A 13,230-nucleotide genomic window follows, 5' to 3' on the forward strand; every position below is an offset into this window, starting at 1 on the left:
GCATTTTTATTTTTTGATTTATTTAATTTGAACGATACAAGATAGATATGGAATGCGCGGGTTGAAGATAAGAAACATTAATATCATCGATAATTATGTTTTTGGTGCTGGTATCACACACAATATTCCACTTGCTGCCGACGGGTAAATTAAAGGTTAGGGGCCTATTTGTTCCATTAACTAAATAGAGCAATTCGCCATGATTATTAAATAGATTAATATATAAAGAAAAATGATCAATATCGAGCCATTGTTGTGGTGTAATTTGGATACCACTAGCGTTTGACCAAGTAATACTATTTTTTGTTCTATTTTCATTACTGAATGCACGAATAACATCCGGCATGATTTGTTGGCGAATAGAGATCATATCAGCAAGCCATTTTTGGAAAGCGTTATCTATTTTAGATAAATTCCAATTTGCCCAACTAATCGTTGTATCTTGGCAATATGCATTATTATTACCTTGTTGACTATGAGATAAACTATCAACAGCAAGTAGATGTGGAATACCAAAGCTAAATAATAAAGAAACCATTAAATTACGTTTTTGTTGATCTCGTAATAATAAAATAGCGGGATTATCGGTATCACCTTCAACACCATGATTATTCGAACGGTTATCACTGTGTCCATCACGATTATTTTCACCATTCGCTTCATTGTGTTTGTTGTTATAAGAAACGATATCTTGAAGCGTGAAGCCGTCATGGTAGGTAATGAAATTGACCGGCAGTTTTTGAGGCCAGCGGCTAGCACTGAATAAATCTCTTGAGCCCATTAGACGGGTTGCAAAATTTTTAGCTAAATTAGGTTGTTGTAACCAATAGCTTTTTGTTATGTCACGGAATTTATCATTACACTCATGCCATTTATCTGGATAGTTTCCTAGTTGATATCCATTAGGCCCAATATCCCAAGGTTCAGCGATAAGTTTTATTTTTTGTAAAATAGGGTCTTGAGCAACAGCCATAAAGAACGCATTATGTGCAGAGAAATTCTCATGATCACGGCCAAGTGTGGTGGCAAGATCAAACCGGAAACCGTCGATGTGATATTCTTTTACCCAATGACGTAAGCTATCTAACACCAGTGTTAGACTTGCTTGGTGGGTTAAATCTAGGGTATTACCGCAACCTGTATAATTGATATATTGATTGTGTTCATTACGAAGATAATAATGATGGTCAAGGGCTTTTAGATGGAAACAAGGGCCATTATTATCACCTTCTGCTGTATGGTTAAAAACCACATCTAAAATCACCTCAATATCATGCCGATGCAATTCTTTTACCATCAATTTAAGCTCTGTTACGGCATCATTTTTTGCATAATTTGGATGAGGTGCCATAAAGCAAACACTGTTATATCCCCAATAATTGGCTAATTTATTATCAATTAAGTGTGGCTCAGTAACAAATGCAACGATAGGTAATAATTGAATACTAGTAATCGATTGTTGTTTAAAAAAATCAATAAGATCAGGTTGGCACAAGCCTAAATAGTTACCTTGATAAGATGGGGTAATCGTTGGGTGTTGCTGAGTGAATCCTTTGACGTGTAACTCAAATAGTATTGTTTTTTCAATAGGGTGGTTGGGAAAGCGGTCTTCTTCCCAATCAAAAGCATGATCAACAACGACCGATTTGGATAGTGTCCAGCTTTGTTCTGCGTCTAAAGGATAATAATACTCTAAAGGCTTACTTAATTTATGGGTATAAGGATCGAGTAAGAGACGGCTATTACCATTATTATCGGTAATTTTATAGCCATATTGAGTGCCAGATATTATATTTGGAATAAAAATATAATATATAATTTCGTCATCAGTATTCAAACTATATTCATAGTAGTCATTATTATTTGTAAATATAATTAATGAAATGATATTGTCTGGACTATGAATAGAGAAGTTACAGCCATCATTATATAATGTTGACCCTAAAGGAAATGGCGAGCCTTGCTTTATTTTCATTTAATTATCTCTAATTTTCATTATCTATATTGTTACTTTTATTTTACTACTAAATATTATATTTCTTATCATCCTCATTAATGTGACGAATATCACCAACTAATTTAAGTGAGATATTTCTACGCCCTAAATATCATCCTTATAAATAATTAAAAGAGGATGATGCTGACATTCATGGTTTTAGGGAATACTAGGTTTAAAGGTTGCCCTACAGCACCCGCTTATTATTACAAACATAAGGGACACATGAATGAAATTCACATTGATGCCAATCGCAGCAGCATTGTTAACCGCACTTACATCGACGGCGGTTTTTGCAGCAGAAACACAGAGTTCGAATAATGTTGAAGCAGATATTATTGCTGCAGATACTCAATCTGTAGAATCGCAATCGACAGTAGAGATGCTAACCGACGGTTGGGAAGTGAATGGTTATGGTTCGATGAACTACCGCTCTAATTCTGATTTTCAATCATTTGACTCTGAATTAGGTAAGCCTGATTATCGAACGGCAGGCACGTCAGGTAAGAGTGCTAACCAAGTTGAATTTGTTGTTAAGAAGAAAACGTCATTTTCAAATGGAGTAAAGAGTGATTTTGTTGTTCGTGCAGAGTATGGCAATGGTGATTCTTACTACTATAGCTCTCCTGGTGCAGAAAAAACCAATACAGTTGCGCAATTTGAAGTTAAAGAGGCATATGTTGCTTTAGCTAATTTACCTTATTTGGGGGATGGTACTGAAATTTGGGCTGGTCGTCGTTACTTTAATCGTGCTGCTGGCATTTTAACCGGTGAATTTTGGAAACAATCATCAGGTATGGGAGCTGGTTTTGAGACGACGCTCGCTAATGAAAATAAAATGGGTATTGCCTTAGTCTCTGCAGATCCTGAAGCGGGTTATGGAATTAATTGGGAAAGCCCAGATTTTCAACCTGCGCGTCCAGCCGATGGTGATCGTACGACGGTACATTCATTAGATTTGTATTATTACAATGTAAAAGCATTAGGTGGTAGTTTTGATTTTGACGCTAAAATCATGAAACGCGCAGATGAAAAACTAACAGGAGATCAAGCTAAAGATGGTTATGGTTTTGCTGTAACGTATAACCGAGATTATTACGGCTTGGATGGTTGGACACAAACAGCATTAGCTTACGGTCACGGTATGGCGTCTAACCGTGGTGTAAACTTTGGTCAGTGGAGTGGTGATTGGCTAAAAGATTCTAAATCCTGGTTTGCGACATCATACGGTGTATTAAATATTAATAATCGTTGGCAAATGGGATCTGAATTAACGTACTGGGCACCACAAGATATGAACTGGGGAGCAACGGCTGATGGCAAAGATAAAGTTACTCGCTTTATTGCCGCATTCCGTCCTACTTATAAAGTTAATAATAACTTCCGTGTGGAAATGACAGGGTCGTATGCAATTGAAAAAGTAAATGGCAATAATTGGGGGCGCGAAGATAATGCCACTAATTTCTATAGCTTAGAGCTTGCTCCTGTCTTTACTGTTAATGCTGATTACTTTGGGCGCCCACAAATTAAACCTTATGTAACATGGGTTAGTACTTCTGATGAGGCTGCCGCTGGTGCTATTGGTATTACTGACGCAAATGAGAAAGATCAATTTGTATTTGGTATTCAAGCTGAAATTTGGTTCTAAGGCGATATCTTTATTAAAGGCAGCTTAATAGCTGCCTTTTGTAATTATAATGAGGAGATAATAATATGAAAATTTCGAAAAATCGTATAGCTTTAATCATGGCGTTATTGAGTATCGTGGGATGTAGTAATACTAATACAGTATCGACAAATAATGTGCCATTAATGATTAATCAAGCCGCTTGCTGTTCATCTTATTCCCAATTTTCATGGATACCATTACAAGGCACAGAGATATCGGTTGCAATTAATACCCAATCACAGATTGGTCAATTTCCTGATGGTAAAAGTTATTTTGCTGCGTTTTCTTTACCTTCACATGTAGAACAAATGCGGGTGAAATTAGACAGTATTATTCGTAACGATCAAGTTTTTGCTCCTACAGTGATTTTGTTAAATAAAGATTTTGAGCCAGTAAAAACAATTGATTTAAAGGGTTTTTCTTTAACATCTTCTAATTTATTACAACGTGCAGCTTACCAACAAACGATCATGATGACCGCAACAAAAACACCTTATATGATTGTTTACTCATCTGAAAAATATCGTGGTGATACAATCACTATTCCCCATCCTGAACGTGTGCGTGCTGAAGAATTAGGCTTACCGCGTCCTATCGTTACTGATCCTGAAATTAAATATACATTAACGGGGCAATTACATTTAGCCTTTAAGCCAACACAATTAAAAAGTTATCGGGCATCTTCTCCTGTTTTAGCTCCTCAAGTAACAGCAAAAAGTGCAGATTTATCTGTTAGGCCTAAAGTAATAACACCAGCCCCTGTTGTAGCTTCAGCTATTGTTGCTTCAAATATTACCATGCTGCCAGAGACGGAAGTGTTTTATAATCAACAAATAACAACCGCAATTAAACATAAGGACATCAAAAAAGCACTGCAGTTATTAAATGAAGCTAAACGAGCAGGTTCTACATCGGCTGAATCAGTTTTTATTGAATTGGTTAAATAAAGTATTACACCGTATAAAAATAGAATTACAGGGATGTTTAATGGTGCATTTAATAACCATAAGGGTTGTAGATGATGAAACTAAATACTAAGTTATTAGTTTGTACAGTATTAGCGAGTGTGTTTTTATTTCCAATAACCGCCTTTTCAATGCAAGAAGGAGAGTTAACCGTCTGGATCAATGGTGATAAAGGTTATGATGGTTTAGCTAAGGTTGGTAAACAGTTTGAACAAGACACAGGGATTAAAGTGAATGTTCAATATCCTGAATCATTAGAATCAAAATACTCTCAAGTTGCTGCAACTGGAGGTGGTCCTGATATTATCTTTTGGGCACATGATCGTTTTGGTGGTTATGCAAAATCAGGACTTTTGATTGAAATTAAACCATCGCAAGAATTTAAAGATAAAATTGTTGATTTTAGTTGGGATGCTGTTACTTATGACGGTAAGCTTGTCGGATATCCGATTGCATTAGAATCTCCCTCTCTTATTTATAATAAAGATTTGTTACCAGAACCACCGACCACTTGGGAAGAACTTTACAGCATCCAACAACAAATGGCTAAAAAAGGTAAGAAAGCCATAATGTGGGATGTGAAAAATGCATACTTTACATGGCCTATAATATCAGCCAATGGTGGTTATGCTTTTAAAAAAACATCAACTGGCTTCGATAGTACTCAAATTGGTGTTAATAATGCAGCGGGTATTGCAGGGTTATCCTTTTTAGTGGAATTAGCAAAAAAAGGAGTAATAAGTGCGGATATGGATTATGCCGTGGCAGAGTCTGAGTTTAATAAAGGCAATGTTGCCATGACGATTAATGGACCTTGGTCATGGAGTAATCTGGATAAATCAAATATAAATTATGGTGTTGCCGTATTACCAACTTTAAATGATGGTAAGTCAAATCCTTTTGTTGGTGTTTTGAGTGCAGGTATTAATTCAGCAAGCTTAAATAAGGATCTTGCAGTTGAGTTTTTAGAAAACTATGTCATTACTGATAGTGGTTTAGAAACAATTAATAATGATAAACCGTTGGGTGCTGTAACACTAAAGTCATATCAAAAAATATTAGAAAAAGACAGTCGAATTGCAGCTGCGATGATTAATGCGGAAAATGGTGAAATTATGCCAAATATACCTGAAATGACAGGTTATTGGTTCGCAGAAGGGGCTGCAATTGAAAATGCTTTATTAGGTAAGCAAACAGTTAAAGATGCCTTAGATTCTGCGGCAAAACAAATTCGATAATATAGGCCAACATTAATAATATTAAACACTTCAAAAGATCCTTTTTTGGAGTGTTTTTGTATAGGAAATAAAAAGATGAGTATTTTATTAGATAATAATCTTTATTTAAAAGGAACATTTAATGGCTGGGGCAATGACACGCAGTTTAAAAAAGTCACAGACGGCACTTATCAAGCATATTTAATGTTATTGCCATTACAATATCGTTTTAAAATATCAGATATAAATGGTTCAGAGGAATTTAGTTTTACTGCTGATAGTATAAAAGAGGTAGAGTGTAAGTTAGATAGGCCAATTCATTTACTATCTGCTAAAGGAATTGGGAATGATATAACTATTAATATCAAAAGCTTAGCATGCTATTGTTTTGAAGTCATTGTTAGTGATAATGTATTCTCCCTCGAAGTTAAGATGTCGCTAAATAAATATATAAGAAGTGATTTGTCTCGTAATTTATTATCTGAATCGTTTCCTATTAATGCTTGTAGTACCGAAATAAAAAAGAAACAGCATTGGGTATTAGCTTCGACATCATTATTTTCTGAACTTGCAATTAATAATAGGACAACGTGTCCTTTTATTTTTGGTGATAATATTGATGGATATTATGAAGGTCATAGTTATTCATTTATTGGAAATAAATATAATCATAAGCAAGGATGGATAGTTGGCGGATTTGCTTCATTTATAAATAAAAAATTGAATAATAAAATAAATGCCATTGATGCTGATATTTTTCCTTACGGTGTAACACATTACTACGATACTGAATATAAAAATAGTTGCAATGATACCGTAATGCTTTTTTCTGCGACTAAAACGCAACAACGATGTATTGCTTTATCTATTAAATCAGAATATCCAGCAATATTATCTATTGCACCTCAATTAAACATCAATTTTTCTGAATCTGTTGTTTCAACGTTTAATAATGGGGCCGTTTATAAAGTTTCATCTGATTATTCTCAAAATAAACTACCAAAATTTATTGCTATATGTGCGGATAAGTCCTTTATTTTTGAAGAGTCTGATGATTCTCTGCATTCTGAATTAATTGAAACAGCTTTATTTGATAGACGACAAGTTATTCCTATTATTAGCTCTCAAAACTTAGAATCACAAATAACAGTGTATATTACTTTTGCTGATAGCGAAGCTGACGCTATATCTGCTGCTAATCGTATGCTTGCCCACGATGGCAAAACCCAACATAAACAAGCGGTTTATGATGTACTCACAAATACTTATCTTTGGACGTCAGATATTGAATATAACCGAGCATTAATGTGGTCAAAATTATCTGGTAGAGTTTTTGTATCAACAGAATACGGTCATGGAATATGGGCTGGTTTACCTTGGTTTAAAGATTGTTGGGGGCGTGACACCTTTATCGCATTACCTGGTATTTCATTAGTTAATGGATTCATGGACGAAGCAAAAAATATTATCAACCGTTTTTCACAGTGGCAAATGACCGATTCTGATCATTGCCATTACGGTCGTATTCCTAATCGTGTAACGTCATTTGATGAAATGATTTATAACACAACGGATGGAACCCCATGGATGATTAGAGGGATATGGGACTATCTTCGTTATAGTGGTGATCGGGGGTTTGCGATAACAATTTATCCTGTGGTACAAACGTACATTGCTGGTGTCGAAAAATATTACTTAGATGATCTAGGTTTAATGACTCATAGAGATCCAGATACATGGATGGATGCAAAATTATTGGGTCTTTATCCTTGGTCATCTCGTGGAAATCGTGCGAATGATATTCAAGTGTTATGGTATACCAGTCTGCAAGTGGCGATAAAATTGGCGGATATTAATGGTGATATGGACAGCAAACGTCATTATCAACAATTAGCTGATAGGGTAAAACAAAATTTCACACCGCTATTTTGGGAATTAGAATCTCATCAATTAGCAGATTGTATAAAAGCCGATGGTCAGCGAGATATGAAAGTTAGACCTAATCAGCTATTGGCTGTAACCATTCCTTATGAGCAAGATTTTATTGATCGTGAAATAGGTGCTTATGTTGTTTCGAATACTGTTTCTGAGTTACTTTTTCCTTGGGGAATAACCTCATTATCACAATATGATCCGCAGTTTCACCCTTATCATGATAATCAACAACAATATCATAAAGATGCCGCCTATCATAATGGAACGATTTGGGGATGGAATGCGGGTTTTACTGTGACGGCATTAACATTATATGGTTATGATGATTTTGCTTATTCATTGACAAAAAACTTAGTTGATCAAATTTTATATCATGGTCATCGAGGTACAATGAGTGAAAATCTTGATGCATTTCTTGATCATAAACAGAATATAACGTTATCAGGAACATATGCTCAAGCATGGTCTGTTTCAGAGTTTACGAGAAATGGTTTTCAAGATTATTTAGGTTATCAACCCAATTTGATTGAAGGTATTATTACTCTTTGTCCTTCTTTACCTAGTAAATGGCATAATTTTCATGCGGAAATTAAGGTTGGTGTTAGTCATCGTCTATTGATTGATTTTAAAAGTAATTCAAAAGGGGAACAGTGTTATGTATTAACAATGTTAGAGCAGAATAATCTATCTTTAGTATTACAGTTTACGGCTGACGATAAATCAAAGTATCAAGCAATATTACCAGTAAGTAGTCAAAAAATGGAATTAATCTTTAATCCATCTTTAGTTCAATTATTCTTTGATGGTGTCGAATATAAATTAGAAAAAATTCAATCAAGCTATCAGGCATGGATTGGTCAACTTTCATTTACAAAACCGGATTTGAACATTAGGCATCAAGTACTACAAACTCAACATTGGTTACAACGGCAAGTTAAACAACAAGAATCAATTAATACCGACGCATAAATAGCAAGAATAAAAAACTCACTACATTGTAAGATGAAGTGAGTTTTTAATTTACTTATGAAAGAAGAAAGCTTAAGAGCCTACTTCTTCGTATAAACGACGACATGCTTTACCATCATCATGGAATAGGTGACAACGTTGTGGTGGAATACCTACCTGAAAACTATCACCGGCATTAATGTCTAAAGTGTCACTATGACGGCACACAAATTCAGCATCAATATCATTTAGACTAATGTAAGCCTGTGTTTCATAACCAAGCTTTTCAACAACTTGCACTATGCCTTCAATACAGATATCACTGTGTTCACAATGAACAAGGTGTTCTGGACGAATACCTAATGACATACGTGTATTTGGAATAACTGTTGTACCATCAACAGGGATCCAAAATGACTTACCGTTATCCATTTTTACCTTAACTTGATCTTTTTCTGTTTCGATTGCGGTTACGCTCATGAAATTCATTTTTGGTGAACCAATAAAACTCGCAACGAAGCGGTTTTGAGGATAATGATAAAGCTCTAATGGTTTACCAACTTGTGATACATAACCACCATCTAATACGACGATCTTTTCAGCCATTGTCATTGCTTCAATTTGATCGTGAGTAACATATATCATGGTACAACCCAGTTGTTTGTGTAATTTAGCGATTTCAATGCGCATTTGTACACGTAAAGCGGCATCAAGGTTAGAAAGTGGTTCATCGAGTAAGAAGATAGCAGGTTGAGAGACTAATGTACGGCCAATAGCGACACGTTGACGTTGTCCTCCTGACAGTGCTTTAGGTTTACGATCAAGTAAGGGGGTTAATTGTAAGATGTCTGCGACTTTTGATACTCGACGTTTAATTTCATTTTTATTTGCTTTCGCTAATTTTAAGCCAAACGACATGTTGTCATAGAGATCTAAGTGAGGATAAAGTGCGTATGATTGAAAGACCATACCCACACCACGTTGTGCGGGTGGAACATCATTCATTCGTTTATCACCAATAAATAAATCCCCCGATGTAATATCTTCTAATCCAGCAATACAGCGTAGCAACGTTGACTTACCACAGCCTGAAGGACCAACAAAGACAACAAACTCGCCATCTTTAATTTCTAGATCAACGTTCTTGGAAATTAAGTTATCTCCATATGCTTTACATACATTTCGTAAAGTGACACTCGTCATTGTGTCTATTCCTCTATTGGTTATAACCGACTAATCTTCTGTTATTTATACAAAAGCTAGCTCTAATATGACTAAGTTTACGTGATAGTTAATAGTCATTACATCCTCCTCCTTATACCTTTATAAAGGGGGATGATAGGGGAGGAGTATGCAGATAAGTGTTTTAATTATTACGAAGAAAAAAGGCTTATTTACGATTTTAACCTGTGCATGTCATCACATATTGATATTTTTTTGAGATATAGCTCACGTCCAAAGTTGGTCAAGTTCACATTTTTGGATAGAGATAAGTGGGGGCGTAGAGTATAGGAGGATGTCTCTTTGTTATTAACTATAGAAAATAGACTTAGAAAAACGTTATGTCCTTTGCATGACGTTATAAGATCAATAACAACAATGAAGGATGTTAGATAATGACTAAGGTACTCACTACAGTTGCTTTATGCACCATTGCAGCGCTAAGTTCATTTCATGTTTCAGCAGCCATTGAAGAAGGGCAACTGACCATTTGGGTGAATGGTGATAAAGGTTATAACGGTCTTGCAGAAGTTGGTAAAAAATTTGAAGAAGACACTGGTGTTAAGGTAACGGTTGCTTTCCCTGACAATCTTGCGGATAAATTTCCTCAAGTTGCTGCATCTGGTGATGGTCCTGATATCGTTATGTGGGCTCATGATCGTTTTGGTGGCTATGCTCAATCTGGTCTATTACAAGAAATTAAACCATCGGTTGAATTTAAACAGCAGTTTTCTGATTTTACCTGGGATGCAGTGAAATCTAATGGCAAATATTATGGTTATCCAATTTCTGTTGAATCTCTTTCTTTAATTTATAATAAAAATCTTGTCCCAAATCCACCTAAAACATGGGAAGAAATAGCTGCGATTGATAAAAAATTAGCCAAAGATGGCAAAAAAGCAATTATGTGGAACTTACGTGAACCGTATTTTACATGGCCTCTTTTGTCTGCTGATGGTGGTTATGCTTTCAAGAAAACGGCAGATGGTTATGATGCTAAAGATGTCGGCATCAATAATGCGGGTGCCCAACGCAGTATGGCCTTTATTAAGTCATTAGTTGATCAAAAAGTAATTTCACCTGATATGGATTACAGTATTTCAGAAGCTGAATTTAATAAAGGTAATGTCGCAATGACAATCAATGGTCCATGGTCATGGAGTAATATTGATAAAACTGGACTAAATTACGGTGTCACAATCTTACCTATGTTTAATGGCCATCCATCTAAATCTTTTGTTGGCGTGTTAACTGCAGGTATTAGTACTGCGTCTCCAAATAAAGATTTAGCCATTGAATTTCTTGAGAACTATTTATTAACTGATGAAGGTTTAGCAAAAGTTGATCAGGATAAACCCCTTGGTGCGGTTGCTCTAAAATCGTATCAAGAGAAAATTGGTAAAGATAGCCGTATAGCTGCCACGATGCAAAATGCAGAGCAGGGCGATATTATGCCTAATATTCCTCAAATGACGGCTTTCTGGTATGCAGAAGGTAATGCGATTCAAAATGTTGTTGATGGTCGCCAAAGTGTTAAAGATGCGTTAGATGCTGGCGCGAAACAGATGCTTAAGTAATTTCTTTATTAGGGGAAGTGATTCCCCTATATTTTTATCTGAATGCAGGATATTGATATGGAGTCAGTTCAAGAGCTCGAGCTATTTGAATCGAATAATAAAAATAAATCATTTAAATATAAAAAAGAAGTTAAATGGTTTATTTTAAGTTTGATTGCCTTAGTAAATGGCTACGCAACAGTTTTAATGTATGCTCAAGGTGAAGTCGCTTTTGCATTGTTAACAGTAGTGCTTACTGCATTAGCTGTTTATATCTTTGGTAGCAGTAAAATGTATGCCCAGCGTTATATCTACCCAGGTATTGCTGGAATGATCGTATTTATTATATTCCCTTTGTTATATACCGTAAGTTTAGCGTTTACTAATTATAGTGCAACTAATCAATTAACATTGGAACGAACACAATCAATATTAGAACAACGTACATTCCAATCAGGGAAAAACTATAATTTTGATTTTTATAAAGCAGGTGATGGCTATCAAATTATCATTAATGATAGTGGTAAATTATTATCTACAGGGTTAATTGATTTTAATAATAAATCGGTAAAATTAAAACCAATAGCAGAAGCTTTTGGTAATACAACGCCGATAAAAAATTATGATGAAGCTCATCCTGTTGCTATTAAATTAGATGTAATCGTTCAAGCTTTTGGAAAAAAATTACCTATAAAAGAGATAGTTAAAAATCGTAACCAAATATCAAGTTTAATTTTAGAATTACCGGATGGTAAAGATATTAGAATGAGTGGGTTGCGTAAATTCGCGTCTGATTATCCATTATTTACTAAGCAAGCTGACAATAGTACATTATTAAATAATCAAACAGATCAGTTTTATAAACCAAATATGGAAACAGGTTTTTATCAACCTGTTGATAGTAAGGGGAGTTTTGTTGGGGAGCCTATTTCTCCAGGATTTGTTGTTGATGTGGGTATCGATAACTTTAAACGTGTTATTCAAGATGATGGTATTAAAGAACCTTTTATTGGGATTTTTATTTGGACGGTTGTATTTGCATTTCTAGCGGTTGCTTTAACACTTATTTTAGGAATGGTTTTAGCTTGTATCGTACAATGGGAACCATTAAAAGGCAGTGGTTTTTACCGAATATTATTGATATTACCTTATGCTGTACCTTCGTTTATTTCAATTTTGATTTTTAAGGGGTTATTTAATCAAAGCTTTGGTGAGATAAATATGCTGTTAAGTTCTATTTTTGGAATTAAACCCGCATGGTTTTCTGATCCTGTATTATCTCGCATGATGGTCGTTATCGTTAATACGTGGTTAGGCTTCCCTTATATGATGATTTTATGTATGGGGTTATTAAAGTCAATCCCTGATGATTTATATGAAGCTTCAGCTATTGATGGTGCTGGGCCTATTCAGAACTTCATGAAGATCACCGTACCATCAATGATTAAACCTTTAACACCACTGTTAATTGCCTCTTTTGCTTTTAACTTTAATAACTTTGTCATGATTCAGTTATTAACAGGTGGTGGTCCAAATATGATTAATACTTCAGAGCCTGCGGGTTATACAGATTTATTAGTAAGTTATACTTATCGTATTGCTTTTGAAGGAGGTGGTGGTCAAGACTTTGGCTTAGCTGGTGCAATTGCGACAATTATTTTTGTCATGGTTGCTGGTATGGCATTACTTAATTTAAAATTTACTAAGTTATCACAAGACTAAG

Annotated in this window: 8 protein-coding genes; 6 read left to right on the top strand and 2 right to left on the bottom strand. The window is 35.1% G+C overall.

From position 1 onward, the window contains the following. Positions 1–22: 22 nt before the first annotated feature. On the bottom strand, positions 23–1,975 hold the full coding sequence (gene glgX / locus VXS03_RS08480) for a glycogen debranching protein GlgX (RefSeq protein WP_327763205.1): 1,953 nt from the start codon (positions 1,973–1,975) through the stop codon (positions 23–25). A 250-nt stretch (positions 1,976–2,225) separates the two neighbouring features. Here glgX and VXS03_RS08485 point away from each other — a divergent pair, with 250 nt between their 5' ends. From VXS03_RS08485 to VXS03_RS08500, 4 genes are all read left to right on the top strand, one after another. Continuing rightward, complete coding sequence (locus tag VXS03_RS08485; protein ID WP_327763207.1) at positions 2,226–3,644, top strand: carbohydrate porin; 1,419 nt, start codon at positions 2,226–2,228, stop codon at positions 3,642–3,644. Between the two features lie 65 nt (positions 3,645–3,709). Continuing rightward, positions 3,710–4,612, top strand: coding sequence for a MalM family protein (locus VXS03_RS08490; protein WP_327763209.1), 903 nt, complete (start codon positions 3,710–3,712; stop codon positions 4,610–4,612). A 71-nt stretch (positions 4,613–4,683) separates the two neighbouring features. After that, positions 4,684–5,868: a maltose/maltodextrin ABC transporter substrate-binding protein MalE gene (gene malE / locus VXS03_RS08495; RefSeq protein WP_327763210.1), complete on the top strand. Its 1,185-nt coding sequence runs from the start codon at positions 4,684–4,686 to the stop codon at positions 5,866–5,868. A 75-nt stretch (positions 5,869–5,943) separates the two neighbouring features. Then, on the top strand, positions 5,944–8,751 hold the full coding sequence (locus tag VXS03_RS08500; protein ID WP_327763211.1) for an amylo-alpha-1,6-glucosidase: 2,808 nt from the start codon (positions 5,944–5,946) through the stop codon (positions 8,749–8,751). A gap of 72 nt (positions 8,752–8,823) precedes the next feature. Here the strand turns inward: VXS03_RS08500 and malK are convergent, their stop codons facing one another. Further along, positions 8,824–9,933 carry a maltose/maltodextrin ABC transporter ATP-binding protein MalK gene (gene malK / locus VXS03_RS08505; protein WP_327763212.1) on the bottom strand — a complete coding sequence of 370 codons (1,110 nt, stop codon included), beginning with the start codon at positions 9,931–9,933 and terminating at the stop codon, positions 8,824–8,826. A gap of 413 nt (positions 9,934–10,346) precedes the next feature. On the opposite strand from malK, the gene malE (VXS03_RS08510) reads away from it, so the two are divergent. Both malE (VXS03_RS08510) and malF read left to right on the top strand, forming a co-directional pair. After that, the gene (gene malE / locus VXS03_RS08510) at positions 10,347–11,528 is read left to right on the top strand and encodes a maltose/maltodextrin ABC transporter substrate-binding protein MalE (protein WP_327763213.1); all 1,182 of its coding nucleotides are present in this window, start codon (positions 10,347–10,349) and stop codon (positions 11,526–11,528) included. Positions 11,529–11,669: 141 nt separating this feature from the next. Further along, the gene (malF, locus tag VXS03_RS08515; protein ID WP_442957436.1) at positions 11,670–13,229 is read left to right on the top strand and encodes a maltose ABC transporter permease MalF; all 1,560 of its coding nucleotides are present in this window, start codon (positions 11,670–11,672) and stop codon (positions 13,227–13,229) included. Position 13,230 lies beyond the last annotated feature (1 nt).

Source organism: Photobacterium sp. S4TG1 (assembly GCF_036040035.1).
In the GTDB taxonomy this organism is placed as follows: domain Bacteria; phylum Pseudomonadota; class Gammaproteobacteria; order Enterobacterales; family Vibrionaceae; genus Photobacterium.

Bases quoted from the DNA above. Each gene is read 5' to 3' on its own strand.
- glgX (WP_327763205.1), bottom strand. From the start codon at position 1,975: ATGAAAATAAAGCAAGGCTCGCCATTTCCTTTAGGGTCAACATTATAT.
- VXS03_RS08485 (WP_327763207.1), top strand. From the start codon at position 2,226: ATGAAATTCACATTGATGCCAATCGCAGCAGCATTGTTAACCGCACTT.
- VXS03_RS08490 (WP_327763209.1), top strand. From the start codon at position 3,710: ATGAAAATTTCGAAAAATCGTATAGCTTTAATCATGGCGTTATTGAGT.
- malE (WP_327763210.1), top strand. From the start codon at position 4,684: ATGATGAAACTAAATACTAAGTTATTAGTTTGTACAGTATTAGCGAGT.
- VXS03_RS08500 (WP_327763211.1), top strand. From the start codon at position 5,944: ATGAGTATTTTATTAGATAATAATCTTTATTTAAAAGGAACATTTAAT.
- malK (WP_327763212.1), bottom strand. From the start codon at position 9,933: ATGACGAGTGTCACTTTACGAAATGTATGTAAAGCATATGGAGATAAC.
- malE (WP_327763213.1), top strand. From the start codon at position 10,347: ATGACTAAGGTACTCACTACAGTTGCTTTATGCACCATTGCAGCGCTA.